The following is a 17,108-nucleotide window of genomic DNA, read 5'->3' as shown; positions in this document are numbered from 1 at the left end:
CGCCAACACAGGCGGCGCGCCTTATAAGAACATCAACAGTGAAAGCGCCATGATCGCCATTCCGGCGATGAGCCCGTAAATGGCGTAGTGGTGCTCCCCTGTTTCCTCTGCCGTGGGCAGCAACTCGTCCAAGGAAATAAAGACCATGATGCCGGCGATGGCAGCAAAGCTAAAGCCCATCGTGGCCGGCCCCATCAGAGGCAGCAGCAGGAGGAAACCAACTACCGCACCCACTGGCTCTGCCAGACCAGAAATGGTGGCCCACCAAAAGGCCTTGGCGCGCGAACTAGTTGCCTCGCGCAGGGGCACGGCGACGGCGATGCCTTCGGGAATGTTGTGAATTGCGATAGCCACCGCAACCGGGATCGCAATTCGCGGATCCTCTAGTCCCGCGAGGAATGTGGCGAAGCCCTCCGGAAAGTTATGGAACGCCAACGCACACGCGGTGAACACGCCAGTCTTTATCAAGCGCTTGCGGCGCGCCGCCTCCTCAGTAGTCGCGGGCTCGTGCGGATTAATCTCCTCCGGCACCAGACGGTCAATAATCGCAATAACCGCAATGCCCGCGAAGAAGGCCAATACCAACGCCCAGGTGCCGGTCTTCTCGCTGCCATAGGCCTCGGTGAGCTGGTCAAGACCGGTGGGGAGGATCTCCATGAACGATACATAGAGCATCACACCTGCAGAAAGGCCAAGTGCCGCCGCCATGAAGGCCGGACCAGGGTTGCGTTTGCTGACTGCGATGCCGGCACCGATGGACGTCGACAAGCCGGCGAAAAGCGTGAGGCCAAAAGCCATGGCTAAGGTGGACAGCGAGTACATCATCTCTGACTATAGAACACCAGCCTGTGCCTGCTCGACTGCGAGGTGCGTAGGCTAGAGATACATACAATCCGTAGTGCAGGACAACATGGGAGGCGCCGTTGAACGGAAACTTGTATCCGCTGGCGAAAAGCTACTTTGGTGTCGAACACGTTGCGGTGCTCGACAACGTAGTGCTGTCCACCGCGCTCTCCCTGCCCACGCTAAGTGAAGCGCCGCTCGCGCTCGACGTGACTTTGGAGGCTGACGCCTTTACCGGTGGTTGGCGCGTGCGCAGCCACTTTGGCATCCTGGGATACCTCGATGCACAAGAGGCCGCCGACTACCCCGCCCTCGACCGCGTGCGTGCCTCAGGGCTGCAGCTATCTACTCGGGCCACGGTTGAGATCCTCCCTACGGAAGGCTGCGTGGACGTCGCTGTGAGCTTGGGGCTGGCGCCATGGATGATTCCTAACAATGACCAGCCAGCCGGTTCGGTGCTTCTCTGCGGGGGCTTGGGACTGCTCGTTGATACGGCTTCAGGCCAGCTTAATGACGCCCAGCTGGACCAGATGGGCACGCAACAGCTGTTTGTCACGCTGCATGATGTGGAGGGCGACATCGTGGCTGCGACTCCTGGCACGGTCCTGGGCGGTGTGGCCGCAGCTGGCCAGCAGCCGCACCTCAACGCCATTCTGGAGCGCGCAGCTGGCCAGGGCACCACGGTTGCGGCCCGCGCTTTTAGCGCGGATCGGCGCCTTGCTGTCGACGTTCCCTCCCCCGACGCCACTGAGTTCTTTGCGGCCAGCGTCCCGGTACTAGGCATTCCGCCATCCCGCCCAGCAATTCCACCCGCCACCGTAGAGCCGGCCACCTTCATGGCATGGGAGACCGGCCTCGACGCCGCAGACTTCAGCGCTGACTTGCCGCACGGCATGCGTCACATCGCAAGCCCCACTGCTCCGCAGCCGGAGCCCGTTACTACACAGCCAGAACCCGTGGCCGCCCAACCAGAACCCGTAGCAGCCCAGCCAGAGCCCGCCGCCCAGCCGGAGTCCGCTGCTCCAAGTCAAGCGCACGCAGAGCTAGCAGACCTTGTCAGTCACATGCCAGGCCAGCAAACGCTAGCGTGGCGCGATTTACCCACAGCTGCGGCACCTGGCCGCTTCTCCTCCGAATCGGCCCGCGTAAGGGCCCGCCGCTCCCAGCGCGACGCCGCCCACCGCCGCGGTGGCAACCACCGCAAATAACCCGCTTAGGTCGCCGCACTTTAAACCGATACGAAAGGTCCTTCATGCTTTCTTCTCATCTCCGCTTGGTACGCCTGAGCGCCGTCGTTGTGGCCAGCAGCCTACTGCTTTCTGCCTGCGGCGAAAGTGAATCTGCCAACCCCCGAATCATTCAGGGTTTGCATCAAAAGAAGCCGAGGGAACCCATCACCCGTGCGATGAGCGATCTTGTGCCTTCCGAGGTGGCTAAGGGCCTGGGCACCGACAAGTACGGCCTGCCCACCGCACATGGCGCCCCGTTGGCTTCTGGCGCCTTAGAAAAGTGCCCCGATTTCAAAGGAGATACCTTCCAGGCCATTGCGAATTCCCAGACGCTGGAGGACCACGAAATTGAGGTCGACTACGGTCTCGACAAGGCCGACCTTTCTTCGTGGGACGGTATGTGCGCGCCCATCAAGTTTGAGGGCAAGAATGTCTTTGCCACCGTGGCCACAGTTCCTTATGAGTCCAACGGCAATGACGTCACTGGGCCGATGCTCTACATCTTCGATGGCAACAATGGCACGCCACTGGTCACGCAGCCTTTCGATTTGCCCCAAGAATTTACAGGCACAAAGCTGTCCGATTTTGCTGTCTCGCAGGTTGGCGAAGAACTGGTATTTTCCCAGTCCGATGTTGCAGAGTCCGAGGCCCCGCGGATCTTCGCGCTCTCCCTGGCTGACGCCACGACCAAGGTACTTCAGCAGCCTAAAGCTAGCAGTGAGCAGCGCCGCTTAGAGGAGTTTCCACTGGGTGAGACATACGTATATCTAGTTCAGCGGACGGGCGAGGAAGGCGACCAGCTCCTGCTCATCGATGCGCTGAGCGGTGAGGAAAAGGTACTGGTCGACGCCAATGCTCCTGGATTCATCGACGGGGAACTGCCACAGGAGACAAAGGGCTACACGTTCCTCCACAACAACGACTTTGTGGTCGGCATCTCGGATAACGCGGCACGCCCCACCTTTGTTTATGATGAGGCTCATGGCGCGCGCATGCTTGGCGACGCCTTCCCCACCGCCAACCCCGATGACCCCGCCAAGGTCACGAGCCCTACCGGCACTGTGGTGCGCAACAAGCTCACTCTGTTGGATAAAGACGAGGGAATCCGCGTGATCGACCTCGCATCTGGGGAAATGATCAAGGAAGTCTCGAACGAAGACATGACCAAGATCTTTGAAACCGAGGATTACAAGGAAGAGGGTATCTCCGCGATTTCGGATGGCATGTCACTCTACCTGGCCACTGGCCAAACACAGGAGTCCACCGAACGCTACAAGGTCAATCTGGAAACGCTGGAGGTTGAGGAAAAGCAGCCCAAGGTCGTGCCGCTTTTCGATACCCAAAACTTGTTCTATTCCGGCTCAACGCTTTTTGCCAACTTTGGTGAGTCTGGCGGCACGATTCCGGCCACCGGCATCCACGCCTATTTTGACTAGGCCCAGCTAGCGCAGCTCGCGCTGAGCCCCGTCCAAGCGGCGGGTAACGCCCTTTTCGTCCAGGTATTCCAGCAGCGGGATGGCCACGCGGCGGGTAGTCCCCAGCGCCTGTCGCGCCTGGGACGTACTGAAAGGCTGGTCGATGCCTTGCAATCGAGTGCGCGCCTCAGCCACGGCCGAGGGCAACAACACGACGCCGTCCTTCAGGCGCAGGATTCGCCCGGCACGCTCGGCTGCGGCGAGCTCCTTGCTCCCCAGACGCAGATCCTTAAGATCCGCAGCTTCTGGCGCGGCGAAGGGTTCCTTGTGGAGTCGCTGTTCTAGCTTGGCGACGCCCTCCTCCGCAGCGCCAAGCGACGCCACAGCACCAGGCACCCGGATTGCGCCCTCGACGGATTCCAACTTGGCTGCCGCCACCGCAAGGTTGAGCAATGCATCTTCGCTAAGGCCCAAGGCGTCGCGTGCCGCGCCGCGAGGCAGGCCCACCGCGAGGGGGTTCGCGGCGGCGTGATCGGCTACGGCGCCGCTCAATTGCTGCTTCCACTGCCCCACTTGTGCTGCGGTAATCCACCACTTACTAAACGCGATGACACCGGCGGGCGGGGCGTCCACGGTGTAGCCATCGCGGCGCAAGTCTTCGATGAGGGCGTAGCCGCGTTGTTGCAGGGTCAAGGCGGGGCTCTTGTAATCTTGTTGCCCGGCGAGCTGCTCGGCCCAGCGCGCTGCCGCGCCACGGCGCCGCAGCTGCGGTGGGTTCAGGTCCACGACCTCGACGCCGGCGAGCACGTGGCGTGCGCCGGGGCCTCGCAGCACAAAGCGGTCGCCAAGTTCTAGCGCGAGCGGCTGGCTCAGGCGGATGCGTGCGAAGTCGGCGCTAAGCGGGCGAACGTGCGCCTCGACGCCAGCGGTACCAGTGTGAGCCACCAAATCCTGCGCGATTGCGTCAAGGGCATCGCCGGAGGTGCGCCGAACGTCGAAGAGCTCTGCCTGTCGCCACGTGCCGGGGCTGAGCAAGGCATCTCCTCGGCTAATCGCCGCGGCGTCGATTCCACGAAGATTGACCGCCACGCGTGTCACGGGTGTGGCAGCCTCCACTGCGGTGTTCTCGCTGTGGAGACCACGGACCTCAACGGGCGCCGTGCCAGACGCGTTGAGCAACTCGAGGCTGTCACCAACTCTCAAGGTGCCGGCCGCGAGCGTGCCGGTAACTACGGTTCCTGCGCCCTTAACGCTGAATGAGCGATCGACCCACAGTCGCACGCGTTGTTCGGTGTCGGGACTCGGTGCGGCAGCGAGAATCTCATCAAGCGCGGCACGCAGCTCATCGATGCCCTCGCCGGTCTTGGCGGAAACGGTGAGAATGGGGGCGTCGGCAAGCGCGGTGCCGTGCAGCTGGCGGCGCACGTCCGCCTCGACCTCCAAGCGGCGCGCCACGTCGGCACGATCGGCACGCGTCAAGGCCACCAAGCCGTGGCTGATGCCAAGAGCTGCAATCGCATCGCGGTGATCGGTGGACTGGGCCTGCCAGCCCTCATCTGCTGCAACCACGAAGAGCACCACGGGCGCGGGGCCGATGCCAGCCAACATGTTTCCAAGAAAACGTTCGTGCCCCGGCACGTCCACGAAAGCGACATCTGCGCCGGAGGGCAGACGCGTCCACACAAAGCCCAGATCGATGGTGAGGCCGCGGCGCTTTTCCTCTTCCCAACGATCAGGTTCCATGCCGGTAAGTGCCCTGGCCAGGGTGGATTTACCATGGTCAACGTGGCCTGCCGTTGCGACGACGAACATCTACTTCTCCCCTTGTGCGGCGAGTGCCTGTTGTGCGGCGAGGATGGCATCGATGAGCTGAGCATCCTGCGCTGGCGGGATACAGCGCACGTCGACAAGACACTGCCCCTGATGTACGCGTGGCAGGACTGCTGGTTCACCTGTACGCAGGTGCTGCGCGAACTGCTCTGGCAAAGACACAGCGAAGCCTTCGAGAGGGTACTCGGGCGCACCGCCGCCGCCCACACGTCCAGCGTGAGTTGTGACCTGCCCACCTACTGCGGCGGCAATGTCTTGAGTCCGTCCTTCATATTCCGCTAGATCGATGTGCAAGCTGTCTTGGACCGCATTCGATGGCGCATTAATCGCTGCCTCGAGTGCATTCAGGCGCAGCTTGTCGATGCGCACCGCGCGGGCCAGCGGATGCTTCTTAATCTTGGACAGCGCTTCCTTGGTGCCCAAGATGATTCCGGCTTGTGGGCCGCCGAGCAACTTGTCCCCAGAGGCAATAACCACGTCGGCACCAGACGCCAGCTGCGCCTGCAGATCTGGTTCTTCGGGCAGAGCCGGGTCTGGTACAAGCAGCCCCGAGCCTAGGTCCACGATGAGATGTACACGCTCGCCGGACGCACCTAGCTGTTTGTTGTGCCGTTTTAGAAGCTGCTGCAGCTGCGGCACGTCCACGGAGGTGGTGAAGCCTTCGATACGGAAGTTGGAGGGATGCACCTTCAGGATTGCGCCGGTGTGGGTGCTCAACGCGGATTTGTAGTCGCTGAGGTGGGTACGGTTCGTGGCTCCGATTTCCTTGAGTCGGGTACCCGAGGATTCAATAAGCTCTGGCAGACGGAATCCGGCCCCAATCTCGATGAGCTCGCCGCGGGAGATGATAACCTCTTGTTGCGGCGCAAGTGCTGCCGTGGCCAGCAGCAATGCGGATGCACCATTGTTAACCACGAGGGCATCTTCGGCGCCTGGGCATGCGGCAAGCAGTGCAGAGATTGCGCCGCGGCCACGGTTTTTGGAACGCACTCCAGCGGGCAGATCCATTTCGACGTCTGTGTAAGAAGCGGCGTCGCAAAGCGCTGCTTTAGCAACCTCTGGCAGCGATGCACGCCCAAGATTGGTATGGACGATGACCCCCGTGGCGTTGAGCACTGGACGCAGGCTATACGGGCGGGCCGAAGCGAGTACGCGTGCTACCTCTGCGCGCACATCCTGCGGGGCGATCTCAGCACGCTGAGCGCGGCCAACCACGCCTTTAATTAGTGCTTTTAGCGCATGTTCCGCAAGCCTAAGCCTCGCAGCTTTAGTCTCTGGAAGGCGGAGAAGTTCGTCGGTACGCGGGATGTTGCGGCGCTCATCTTGCTGCCGCGAATCACTGTGGCCTGTCACAATCGCTCCTTGATTTAAAGCTATCGAAGCCAGAGAAGCCACAATCGCAAGATAAACGGGCGCGACATGGCGGGCGCCAGCTCGAGAGGTTTTGGCGGAGACGGACAGGAATCGAACCTGCCAGACCGAGATGCTCGGCCTCACCGGTTTTGAAGACCGGGGCGCCCACCAGGACACGTACGCCTCCGTTGCGAAAGCTTACACGTAGGAGCCCTTCCCTTGGTGCCATGCTTCACTTTGAACGCACAAACACGTCAATCTCTAGGTGAGGTGCCCGGCGATGTGGCCTGCTGGGCTAAAGTTCCGTTACCGCGCGCCTTCGCTGCTGCTTTTAGACGATGGGTAGGGCATTCGCTGGGGTTGTAGACTCAGTTGCATGACTGACATCTTGTTAACCTCATTCGCAGCAGGTGGCGGATGCGCCTGCAAGATCCCTCCCGGCGAGCTGGAATCGGCAGTTGAGGGCCTCATTGGCAAGGCCGATCCCAACGTGCTCGTCGGCTTGGACGACGGCGACGATGCCGCCGCAGTCAAGATTCAAGACGGTCTCGCTGTTATTTCCACGGCCGACTTTTTTACGCCGATGCTCAACGACCCTTATGACTGGGGCCGAGTAGCTGCCGCTAATGCGCTTTCCGACGTCTATGCCATGGGCGGCACCCCAGTAACCGCCATCAACCTGGTGGGATGGCCGCGTGAGGTCCTGCCCCTAGATATCCTCCGCGAAGTGCTGCGCGGCGGCATGGATGTGGCAACGCAGGCCGGCATTTCGGTTACCGGCGGCCACTCTATTACCTCGCCTGAGCCAATCTACGGCATGGCAGCGACCGGCATCGTGGCGCCGGAGAAACTCATGCGTAACGACTCCGCTGAGGCGGGTCTGCCGATTACGCTAACCAAGCCCATTGGAGTGGGCATCCTCAACAACAAGCACAAGGCCACGGGTGAGGTTTCCCAGGCTGCCGTCGATTCGATGACAGCACTCAACAGGGACGCTTCCCGCGCAGCTGTGGAGGCTGGCATTTCGGCGGCTACCGACGTCACGGGCTTTGGCTTGTTGGGTCACCTCTACAAGATGATGCGTGCCTCCGGGGTCGCTGCTGAGCTCGACTTCAGCGCTGTGCCGACCGTCGAGGGTGCCAAGGAAGCGCTGGCCGAGGGCTTCATCCCCGGTGGCTCCCGCCGCAACCTAGACTGGGTCCACCCGCATATAACTAACGAGGCTGGACTGAGCGAAGAAGAGCTGGTCTTCCTCGCTGATGCACAGACTTCCGGCGGTCTGCTGCTCATCGGTGAGGTCCCTGGCTACCCGGTCATCGGACGCACCGTGGCTCACGATGGTTCTGAGGACAGCGCCTTCATCACCATCAAGTAAGACTGTGGTTTCGGCCGTGGCCTGCTGGACCGTCTAGGCCTTCTTCTTAAACAGGCGTGATACCCACCCGGACTTTTCCGCGGTGGGGTGCGTGCCGAGGATCTTCTCGCCGCGTCGGAACACAAACGTCATGCGCGCGCCCTCGCGGGTGGGCTCACCGATGAGCTCGTGGCCCGCTGCTGTGGCGTCATCCGGCACGTTGCGATAGGCCTGCGGGCAATCAGTGGTTACTTCCAGGGTCTGCCCCGGCTTGAGGGTTTTCGCGCAAAAGCGCGAGAAGCAAGCGCGGCTTAGTGCTTGGAGGTGACCACCGAGTGGGCCAGGCCTTCTTGCGCACGCTTGCGCGCGGCGCGACGCTTTTGTGGTTCGATGGTGGTCGCAGGATCCTTGACCGCCTCGATCCCCGCGTTGAGCACGCCGAAACGGGTGCAGGCGGAACCCGCCATGAGCGAAAGGCCCGAGAGCACGGAGAGGGTACGAGACTTTGTGGCCGCTGCCACCGCGGTGCCCACGCCACCAGCGGCGATGAGGTACTCGCTGGCTTTCATGAGCTTGCCTGGCTTGCCCTTGTGCAAAGGAACCACGGTCTCTGGTTCCATGTTCTCTTCCATGATCTTGGTCGCGGCCAAGTCACTAGCAGCGGCGGCCATGCCCAAGGCACGGGCTGGGCCGGCATGCTCGACTGGGGTGAACACCATGGCGCAGCCAGACGCGGCCGCCGACGCCGAGGAAACAAAGACATAAGCCAGGTGCTTCTTGGCGTCGTTCCACGTCGGGTTCGAGGTGTTGCCCAAAAGCACTGCGGTGTAGCCCGCCAAAGGACCGCCCAGCACACCAGCAACAACACCAGCAGGACCAGCCGCAGCGCCCAGTGCTTTGCGGGCAAAGCGCGGCAACGGCAGCTTCTGCTTAGTGAGTTTGTCGGCTTCATACAATGCAGGCAACGACGCAGCAGTGGCGAAGGAGCCCAGAATCCACGAACCCACGCTCATCGGCGAGGTCACCTTGAATACGCGGAACATGTTGAGCAAGCGCTCAGGGCGGCCAAGGTCAAGGACCAAGAAGACTGAGCCACCAGCGGCGGCAGTAAATGCGGCAATGCGGGTGCTGCGCGCCAAAGGTTCATTCTTCGTGGCAGATGCGCCGGCGGCCAGCAAAGCGGAGCCGCCGGAAAGGCCGCCTAGGAACAGGTAAGCGCCAATCGGCCACTCCCATGGCGGAGCCTTGACCACGGGTTTGCCGTAGTAGGAGGAGAACTCGAAGTCCTCCGCCATGCGCTCTTCCTTGGAACCATCCTGCGCACCGGCGCCAGGACGCTTACGCTTCTTCTTCGGCTTGGTGCCATCAAACTTGCGGTAGCGGTTCGCACGCTCTTCTTGCGGCGGGCGGTACTCGTCGAATTCGCTCACTTGCGGCCTCCCATCACGAACGCACCGGCAACAGCCAAGGCCATGCCGCCGATAGCTTTAGCTGCGGTCTTGTACATCTGCGGCAGGTCCGCAGTGGGCACGCGTGGGTCTGGCGGCAAGCCGTAGACCTCCGGCGAATCCAGGATAAGGAAGATAGAGCCGGTGCCACCGACGCCGTCCTCGCGGTTGGCGCCGTACAGGCGTGCCTCGGTCAGGCCCTGCTCGTGCAGAACTTTGACGCGCGCCTCGGCTGCGGCCAGCATCTCCTCGTACGGGCCGAACTGAATGGAGTCAGTCGGACATGTCCTGGCGCAGGCTGGCTGCTCGCCGATCTTAAGGCGGTCGTAACACATGGTGCACTTCTGAGCGACGCCGAGATTCTTAATCGGCATCTTCTCGCCCGGCGTGTGGTCCTCGCCTTGCGGCTTGAGCTGCGCGAGCTTCTTGAAGACGTTGATGCCCGCGTGATCATCGTGCTGGTAGTCCACGGTGGCGGTCTTATCGGTCTTCAGTGTCACGCCACCGTCGTCGCGGCGCTCGATAACGCCGAAAGGACAGCCGGCAACGCAGGTGCCGCAGCCATTGCAGACGTCATCCTGGACCACCACGGTGCCGAACTCAGAGCGGAACAGCGCGCCCGTTGGGCACACGTCCAAACAACCGGCGTTGGTGCAGTGCTTGCACACGTCGGAGGACATCAGCCAGCGAAAATCGCCGGTATCCGGCGGAGTGGTATCCACCGCGGCGGGCTGGGTGCCAACCCCCGGCATGCCGAGAGAGACCAGCTGGCGGCCTTCCTCGCGCGCCTTTTCAATGCGATCATTGTCCTGCTCGATAAAGGCCACGTGACGCCATGTATTCGCGCCCAGCGAACCGGTGTTGTCATAAGAGTCACCGGTGACCGCATAGCCCTCAACCGGGTTGCGGTTCCATTCCTTACAAGCCACCTCGCAGGCCTTGCAGCCAATACAGATCGAGGTGTCCGTAAAGAAAGCCATGCGGTTGTAGGACTCGTAGCCGTGCTGATCGGCTTTTTCAGTAAGCAAATTAGCCATGAGCTCTACTCACCTACCCTTCTTTGCCTTCATAGTCGGCTACGTTGCCGGCGGTGTCATCAGCGCCGGTGTTTTCGTCCTTGGAATTAGCACCCTTGTCTTCGGGATTCAGCGTGAAAGCATCGTCGACGTCGACAAGCTGGTTACCGGACTCGAGGTCGAGGTGAGCCTTGTCCTGGTACTCCTTGAGAAGCTCGATGCGTGCATGTCCGCGCGGACGACGACCCGGACGGATATCGCAAGCACCAATCTTGGAGTTCTGGATCCACACGTTCGGCTCAAGGGTCAGACCCAACAGGTCGTTGGCGCCGTCGCCAGCTACCGGCGTGGTCTCAGACTCGCCGTAGTGGTACGGGATACCAATCTGGTGGAAGTCCTCGCCGTTGATCTTCAGCTTCTGCACACGACCAGTGACCAGCACCTGTGCTTCGATGACGCCACGTGGCGAGACGATGGTCGCCCAATCGCCGTTGGTCAGACCACGCAGCTGCGCGAGCTCCTTGGAAACCTCGCAGAACAAGCCCGGTTGTAGCTCTGCCAAGTAAGGCAGGCGGCGCGACATTGCACCGGAGGTGTACATCTCGGTCAGACGATACGTGGAGAACACGAACGGGAATACCTCTGCACCAGGCTCCCCTGGCTCAGGACGCGACAAGTTGTCAGGACGCTTGATGGTCAGACGCGTCGGCGACTGCTGCTGCTTGTAGAGCAGGTTGTGCACTGGGGACTCATGCGGCTCGTAGTGCGTTGGCAACGGGCCGTCGGAAAGCCCCTTCGGCGCAAACAGCCAGCCCAGGCCATCAGCCTGCATGATGAATGGGTCATCACCATCGAGCGCTGCAGGACCGACGGCGTCGACAGGCGCGCGATAGTCCGGCGCCTTGTTGACTGGGAAGTCAGGGACGTCGTCGCCGACCCACGCGGCCTTGGCCTCATCCCACCAGATGTACTTCTTGCGCTCCGACCACGGAGTGCCGTCTGGGCGGGCGGAAGCACGGTTGTACAGGAGGCGGCGGTTGGCCGGCCATGCCCAGCCCCACTCCAGAGCAACTTCGTTTTGCTCGGCACCCGGGACCTTCTTGGCGGCATGGTTGATGCCGTCCTTGAAGACGCCCGTGTAAATCCAGCAGCCGCCGGAGGTGGTGCCGTCGTTCTTCATCTCGACGAAGGCCGGCAACAGCTGGCCCTTCTTCGGTCCGTCGAGGTAATAGCCGTTGATTTCCTTCAGGATCTCCTCGGAATCCGGCTCGCCTTCCTCGTTTTCTGGGTAGTCCCAGGTGATCTTCTGTACCGGAAGATCGCGCGGATCGGTTGAGTCAGCCAGGCGCTCCTTGATCTTCTTACCTAGCTGGTAGAAGAACCACAGGTCGCTCGTGGCCTCACCCGGCGGCGTGACCGCCTGGAAACGCCACTGCAGCATGCGTTGCGTCTGGGTGAAGGTGCCCGCCTTTTCCACGTGAGTAGCAGCCGGCATGAGGAAGACCTCGGTGCCGATGTCCTCGGTCTTGAGTTCGCCGTTCTTAATCTCCGGCGAATCCTTCCAGAAGGACGCAGTCTCGATCTCTTGGAAGTCACGGACCACAAGCCACTTCAGCGCAGCCAGGCCACGGCGCTGCATACCGCCGTTGGACTGTGCCACCGCTGGGTTCTGGCCAAAGACAATGTAGCCCTCAACCTCGTGCTTGAGCATGGCCATGAGCGTCTCATAGGTGGAGTGCGCACCAGAGATGCGTGGCATGAGGTTGTAGCCCCACTCGTTGTCCTTGGTCGCAGCATCGCCCCAGTAGGACTTCATGAGGGAGACGGCGTAGTTCTCACCGATCTGCCAGAAGCCCTTCTGGTCTTCCTTACGGAAGCTGTCCACGTACTGCTTCCAGTTCTGCAGAGCCACGTGTGGCATCGGCAGGTAGCCCGGCAGCGAGTTGAACAAAGTCGGGATATCGGTTGAGCCTTGGATGGACGCGTGTCCACGCAGCGCCATGATGCCCGAACCCGGACGGCCGACGTTGCCCATCAGCAGCTGCAGGATCGCAGCGGTACGGATGAACTGTGCGCCCAGGGTGTGCTGGGTAAAGCCCAGTGCATATGCGAAGCACGTGGTGCGATCCGGCTTGGAGTTATCCGCGATGGAGTTAGCCAGATAGAAGAAGTCCTCCTGCGAGATACCGCAGGTCTCCTCCACCATCTCCGGGGTGTAACGGGAGTAGTGACGCTTGAGAATCTGGAACACCGAGTTCGGGTGCTGCAGAGTCTCGTCTTTCTCCACGTTCCACGAAGAACCCTCCGGCTTACGGACGTATTGCCACGAGTCGGTGACGTACTTGCCGGTCTCTGGGTCATAGCCAGAGAAAAGACCATCCAAGTCCTCTGTGTCCTGGTAATCGGGGGAAATGATGGAGGAGGCGTTGGTGTACGAGACCACGTAATCGTGGAAGTAGAGCTCGTTGTCGATCATGTACTTGATGATCGCGCCGAGCAGGACCACGTCAGTACCGCCGCGAATGCCGATGTGGCGGTTCGCGAAAGCCGAAGTACGGGTGTAGCGCGGATCCACGTGGATGATGCGCGCGCCGCGCTTCTTGGCCTCAACTACCCACTGGAAGCCCACTGGGTGGCACTCGGCCATGTTAGAACCCTCAATGACGATGCAGTCCGCATTCGCCATATCCTGCAGCGGTTGGGTTGCGCCGCCGCGGCCAAACGAAGTTCCCAAACTGGGAACAGTGGCAGAGTGTCAAATACGAGCCTGATTTTCGACCTGTATCGCGCCCGTGGCGGTAAACAGCTTCTTAATCAGATAGTTCTCTTCGTTGTCCAAGGTCGCACCGCCCAGGCCAGCGATGCCCATGGTGCGGTTGAGGGTGCGGCCCTCTTCGTCGGTGTCCTGCCAGTGCGCCTTGCGGGATGCCACAAAGCGATCGGCAATCATGTCCATGGCGGTCTCGGTATCGAGGTACTCCCACTCCGAGGAGTACGGCGCACGGTACTTGATCTTGGTCAGGCGCGTCGCAGAGTTGATCAGCTGCTCGGAAGCAGAGCCCTTGGGGCACAGTCGGCCGCGCGAGATTGGGGAATCAGGGTCGCCTTCGACCTGAATGACTTTATTGTCCTTGACATAAACGCGCTGGGAACAGCCCACTGCGCAATAAGGACACACAGATTGCACGACGCGATCCGCCTCAACGGTCCTGCCGTGGAGCTCTTTGCTCTTCTTCGACTGGGTGCTCAAGTCCCTGCCGAAGGCGTCCTTGGAACGCACCTGGCGCACTACTGGCCAGTTGAGAGGACTAAATTTAGACATACAGTCAAAGTTAGTGCTACCTAGCCTCTAAAGCTAGAAAGGTGTACCTAAGTAGCAACTTTCGTACGTCCCCGGCTGGGCCCGGCTTGCTTAGCCACCACGCGGAACAAAGCCGGCGCTTCGCGTGTTGACCAAAGTATGGATAACCCAACGCATTTCGAACTCAAAGTCCCGGGCGGCAAGCTTCTAGTCGTCGATATCACTGTGACCGATGGAGTTATCTCTGCAGCACAGGTCTCCGGCGATTTCTTCCTCGAACCGGAAGAGGCCTTCGAGGCTCTCGGCCCCACGCTGGAGGGCTCCAAGGTTTCTGATTCCGCGCAAGAGATCACCGCGCGGCTCGATGCCGCACTCGCAAAGATTGAGGCGGAGCATCCTGTGGCCCTCCACGGCTTTTCCACGCACGACCTGGCCGTAGCTGTTAAGCGTGCGCTCTCAGACGGCACCGACTTCACAGACCACCAGTGGGAGATCCTCCAGCCGGGCGTGCTGCCTACCCCGGTGAACGTGGCGCTCGACGAGGTCATCCTCAACGAGGTGGCTGAGGGCAAACGTGGTCCGACGCTGCGTTTCTGGGAGTGGGACGACAAAGCGGTCGTGTTCGGCTCCTACCAGTCCTATGCCAACGAGCTGGACCAGGAGGGCGTCGACAAGCATGGCATCACCCCGGTCCGCCGCATGTCCGGTGGTGGCGCGATGTTCATGGAGGGCGGCAACTGCATCACGTACTCCATTTACGCCCCGGAGTCCCTGGTGGCCGGTTACTCCTACGAGGCTTCTTATGCCTACCTCGACCAGTGGGTGCTTGCTGCACTGGCCAAGCACGGTGTGAACGCCTGGTACGTGCCGATCAACGACATCACCTCCGACGGCGGCAAAATCGGCGGCGCTGCGCAGAAGCGTCGCGCGGGCGCGGTGCTCCACCACACCACGATGAGCTACGACATCGACGCCGACAAGATGATGGAAGTGCTGCGCATCGGCAAGGTAAAGGTCTCCTCCAAGGGCCTGGCCAGCGCCAAGAAGCGCGTGGATCCGCTGCGCCGCCAGACCGGCGTGGCGCGCGAGGAGATCATCGAGACCATGGCCCGCGAGTTCGCCACTCGCTACGGCGCCAAGGACGCCACGCTTTCCGACGCCACCCTTGCCGAGGCCGAGCGCCTCGTTTCCGAGAAGTACTCCACCGAGGAGTGGACGAAGCGAATTCCGTAATTCTTTCGCGGCTCTTCTCAGAGTTCAAAAGCAGCCCGGCGAAATCGCAGTTCCCGCTCAGCGGCATTAGTCGTCATGCGTTCACGACCTCAACACGCAGCCCCACCGCGCTGAGCAGTTCTAACACGGTGGAAAAGCTGGCTTTTCCGGTCCCCAGCTCCACATCTCGGACCGTTCTGTCGCTCACTCCCACCAACTCGCCCAATTCTTCCTGAGTCAATTGATACGCCTTTCGGCTTTCCCGCAGTGCGGTTCCGAGTTCAGACAACCAGCCATCGATGCGATTCATATCGGAAATATCCTTCCCTTTTACGCTTTTCAAACTCTAAAATAGCCTCGAAATCACAAAACAGGAAGCATTTTTCCGATTTACCCGTTTCTCCCGATATTCCCCTCGCTCCAGCAAGTTTTCGGAAGGATATTTCCCTTTCAAATCACCCGCACCACCACGCGGCCCGAAGGTTGACGGAGCGCCCCTTGCATGCCCCGGGCGCCCCAACCATGAGTCCGACCCCACAATAGTTGCACGGGAATTTATAATCACCGTACAGTGTTGAGGTCATTAGTGAACCGATCAGTTCATAATTGATGGACTAGACAGTTCAAATACGTACAAAGTTGTCTACAACGCCGAACTCTCACAAGTTCGTAGTAAAAGGAATTTTCGTGTCTCAACAAACAACGCAATCGCGCAAGCTGCCAGGCTGGACAACCGGCTTCGGCGCGCAGGTTATCGCGGGCCTTATCATCGGCCTCATCCTGGGTTTCATTGCATCCGGCATGGACGCTGGTCTGCCTGCCGACGATGAGAAGGGCTCCTGGCTCACCCAGACCCTCACCGGCGTGGGCAGCGCTTATGTCCAGCTACTCAAGGTGATGGTCCCGCCGCTCATCTTCGCGGCAGTGGTAACCTCCGTGGCTAACCTGCGCAAGGTAGCTAACGCCGCCTCGCTGGCTATCTCTACCCTGGTGTGGTTTGCCATCACCGCTTTCTTCTCCGTTATCACGGGCATCCTCGTCGCACTCGTGATGAAGCCGGGCGTGGGCACCACCGTGGATGCCGCCAGCGCAGCCGAGCCTTCCCACATCGGCTCCTGGACTGCGTTCCTGCAGCAGCTTGTGCCGTCCAACTTCATCGGCCTGAAGGCCTCCTTTGACGACGGCGAAGTGTCCTTGGGCTTCGGCGCACTCCAGCTGCTCGTCATCTCCTTGGCACTGGGTATTGCTGCAGTGAAGGCTGGCAAGGCTGCCGACCCATTCCTGCGCTTTACCGAGTCCTTCCTCAAGGTCATCCAGGTAGTCCTGTGGTGGATCATCCGCCTGGCTCCGATTGGTACCGCAGCACTCATCGGTAAGGCAGTTGCAACCTACGGCTGGGACGCGCTGGGCTCCCTGGGCAAGTTCGTGCTCGCGATGTACGTGGGCCTCGCACTCGTCATCGGCGTGGTTTACCCAGCAGTTCTTGCCTTCAACAAGATTCCGGTCATGGGCTTTTACAAGCGCGTCTGGCCAGTGTTCTCCCTGGGCTTTGTTACCCGCTCCTCCATGGGTGTTATGCCGGTGACTGAGCGCTACACCGAGCAGGCCATGGGCGTTCCGCGCGAGTACGCTTCCTTCGCCATCCCGCTGGGTGCTACCACAAAGATGGATGGCTGCGCCTCGGTCTACCCTGCTATCGCCGCCATCTTCATCGCTCAGTTCTACAACATTGACCTGACTCTGACGCAGTACCTACTCATCATCTTCGTCTCCGTCATCGGCTCTGCTGCTACCGCGGGCACCACCGGTGCAACCGTCATGCTCACGCTGACCCTGTCCACCCTGGGTCTGCCGCTCGCCGGCGTTGGTCTGCTGCTGGCAATCGAGCCAATCATCGACATGGGCCGCACTGCAGTCAACGTCACGGGCCAAGCACTGTGCGCCACCATCGTGGCCAAGCGCGCAGGCATCCAGGACCAAAAAGTCTGGGACGCTGCCGAGAACGGCGTCTCCGACCTCATGGAAACCAAGGATCGCGAGTCCGTCACCGCCTAAGAAACTAAGGCACTAACACAGGAAGGCACCTCACTGAGTGGGGTGTCTTCTT

Annotated in this window: 12 protein-coding genes, 1 tRNA gene and 1 pseudogene; 5 read left to right on the top strand and 9 right to left on the bottom strand. The window is 60.9% G+C overall.

The window, feature by feature from the left end:
* Window positions 1–21: 21 nt before the first annotated feature.
* Window positions 22–822, bottom strand: coding sequence for a zinc transporter ZupT (gene zupT, locus HMPREF3148_RS09995; RefSeq protein ID WP_034657613.1), 801 nt, complete (start codon window positions 820–822; stop codon window positions 22–24).
* Window positions 823–923: 101 nt separating this feature from the next.
* On the opposite strand from zupT, the gene HMPREF3148_RS09990 reads away from it, so the two are divergent.
* Complete coding sequence (locus HMPREF3148_RS09990; RefSeq protein ID WP_236081475.1) at window positions 924–2,051, top strand: hypothetical protein; 1,128 nt, start codon at window positions 924–926, stop codon at window positions 2,049–2,051.
* A 44-nt stretch (window positions 2,052–2,095) separates the two neighbouring features.
* On the top strand, window positions 2,096–3,508 hold the full coding sequence (locus HMPREF3148_RS09985; RefSeq protein WP_129720902.1) for a hypothetical protein: 1,413 nt from the start codon (window positions 2,096–2,098) through the stop codon (window positions 3,506–3,508).
* A 6-nt stretch (window positions 3,509–3,514) separates the two neighbouring features.
* Here HMPREF3148_RS09985 and selB read toward each other — a convergent pair whose 3' ends face one another.
* The 3 genes from selB to HMPREF3148_RS09970 form a co-directional block, all read right to left on the bottom strand.
* Window positions 3,515–5,299 (bottom strand): selenocysteine-specific translation elongation factor, encoded by a 1,785-nt coding sequence (gene selB, locus HMPREF3148_RS09980; RefSeq protein WP_070509063.1) that lies wholly within the window; start codon window positions 5,297–5,299, stop codon window positions 3,515–3,517.
* Window positions 5,300–6,670 carry an L-seryl-tRNA(Sec) selenium transferase gene (gene selA / locus HMPREF3148_RS09975; RefSeq protein ID WP_049145206.1) on the bottom strand — a complete coding sequence of 457 codons (1,371 nt, stop codon included), beginning with the start codon at window positions 6,668–6,670 and terminating at the stop codon, window positions 5,300–5,302.
* Between the two features lie 92 nt (window positions 6,671–6,762).
* Window positions 6,763–6,857: transfer RNA gene (locus HMPREF3148_RS09970), tRNA-Sec, on the bottom strand.
* Between the two features lie 189 nt (window positions 6,858–7,046).
* Between HMPREF3148_RS09970 and selD the strand changes: the two genes are divergently transcribed.
* On the top strand, window positions 7,047–8,045 hold the full coding sequence (gene selD, locus HMPREF3148_RS09965; RefSeq protein ID WP_049145207.1) for a selenide, water dikinase SelD: 999 nt from the start codon (window positions 7,047–7,049) through the stop codon (window positions 8,043–8,045).
* 33 nt (window positions 8,046–8,078) lie between these two features.
* Here selD and HMPREF3148_RS13570 read toward each other — a convergent pair.
* From HMPREF3148_RS13570 to fdnG, 4 genes and pseudogenes are all read right to left on the bottom strand, one after another.
* A pseudogene (locus HMPREF3148_RS13570) lies at window positions 8,079–8,294 on the bottom strand (sulfurtransferase TusA family protein); the annotation flags it as partial.
* A 41-nt stretch (window positions 8,295–8,335) separates the two neighbouring features.
* A complete protein-coding gene (nrfD, locus tag HMPREF3148_RS09960) occupies window positions 8,336–9,454 on the bottom strand; it encodes an NrfD/PsrC family molybdoenzyme membrane anchor subunit (protein ID WP_046645472.1) in 1,119 nt (372 codons plus the stop codon).
* Window positions 9,451–10,509 (bottom strand): 4Fe-4S dicluster domain-containing protein, encoded by a 1,059-nt coding sequence (locus HMPREF3148_RS09955; protein WP_049145209.1) that lies wholly within the window; start codon window positions 10,507–10,509, stop codon window positions 9,451–9,453. The genes nrfD and HMPREF3148_RS09955 overlap by 4 nt, the downstream gene beginning before the upstream one ends.
* A 13-nt stretch (window positions 10,510–10,522) precedes the next feature.
* Window positions 10,523–13,810, bottom strand: coding sequence for a formate dehydrogenase-N subunit alpha (fdnG, locus tag HMPREF3148_RS09950; protein WP_236592650.1), 3,288 nt, complete (start codon window positions 13,808–13,810; stop codon window positions 10,523–10,525).
* Between the two features lie 138 nt (window positions 13,811–13,948).
* Between fdnG and HMPREF3148_RS09940 the strand changes: the two genes are divergently transcribed.
* The gene (locus tag HMPREF3148_RS09940) at window positions 13,949–15,022 is read left to right on the top strand and encodes a lipoate-protein ligase small subunit (RefSeq protein ID WP_070509061.1); all 1,074 of its coding nucleotides are present in this window, start codon (window positions 13,949–13,951) and stop codon (window positions 15,020–15,022) included.
* A gap of 73 nt (window positions 15,023–15,095) precedes the next feature.
* Here HMPREF3148_RS09940 and HMPREF3148_RS09935 read toward each other — a convergent pair whose 3' ends face one another.
* Window positions 15,096–15,311, bottom strand: a complete 216-nt coding sequence (locus HMPREF3148_RS09935) for a helix-turn-helix domain-containing protein (protein ID WP_005531838.1) — start codon at window positions 15,309–15,311, stop codon at window positions 15,096–15,098.
* Between the two features lie 377 nt (window positions 15,312–15,688).
* Here HMPREF3148_RS09935 and HMPREF3148_RS09930 point away from each other — a divergent pair, with 377 nt between their 5' ends.
* Window positions 15,689–17,056, top strand: coding sequence for a dicarboxylate/amino acid:cation symporter (locus HMPREF3148_RS09930; protein WP_049152265.1), 1,368 nt, complete (start codon window positions 15,689–15,691; stop codon window positions 17,054–17,056).
* Window positions 17,057–17,108 lie beyond the last annotated feature (52 nt).

The sequence above is a fragment of the Corynebacterium sp. HMSC05D08 genome, assembly GCF_001807215.1.
GTDB lineage: Bacteria > Actinomycetota > Actinomycetes > Mycobacteriales > Mycobacteriaceae > Corynebacterium > Corynebacterium striatum.
The sequence above is the reverse complement of the archived record's forward strand: the minus strand, read 5'-3'. Positions and strand labels throughout refer to the sequence as shown.

Coding starts and splice junctions, on each gene's coding strand:
- HMPREF3148_RS09955 (WP_049145209.1), bottom strand. CDS start 10,509: ATGGCTAATTTGCTTACTGAAAAAGCCGATCAGCACGGCTACGAGTCC.
- HMPREF3148_RS09985 (WP_129720902.1), top strand. CDS start 2,096: ATGCTTTCTTCTCATCTCCGCTTGGTACGCCTGAGCGCCGTCGTTGTG.
- selD (WP_049145207.1), top strand. CDS start 7,047: ATGACTGACATCTTGTTAACCTCATTCGCAGCAGGTGGCGGATGCGCC.
- HMPREF3148_RS09940 (WP_070509061.1), top strand. CDS start 13,949: ATGGATAACCCAACGCATTTCGAACTCAAAGTCCCGGGCGGCAAGCTT.
- zupT (WP_034657613.1), bottom strand. CDS start 822: ATGTACTCGCTGTCCACCTTAGCCATGGCTTTTGGCCTCACGCTTTTC.
- HMPREF3148_RS09935 (WP_005531838.1), bottom strand. CDS start 15,311: ATGAATCGCATCGATGGCTGGTTGTCTGAACTCGGAACCGCACTGCGG.
- selB (WP_070509063.1), bottom strand. CDS start 5,299: ATGTTCGTCGTCGCAACGGCAGGCCACGTTGACCATGGTAAATCCACC.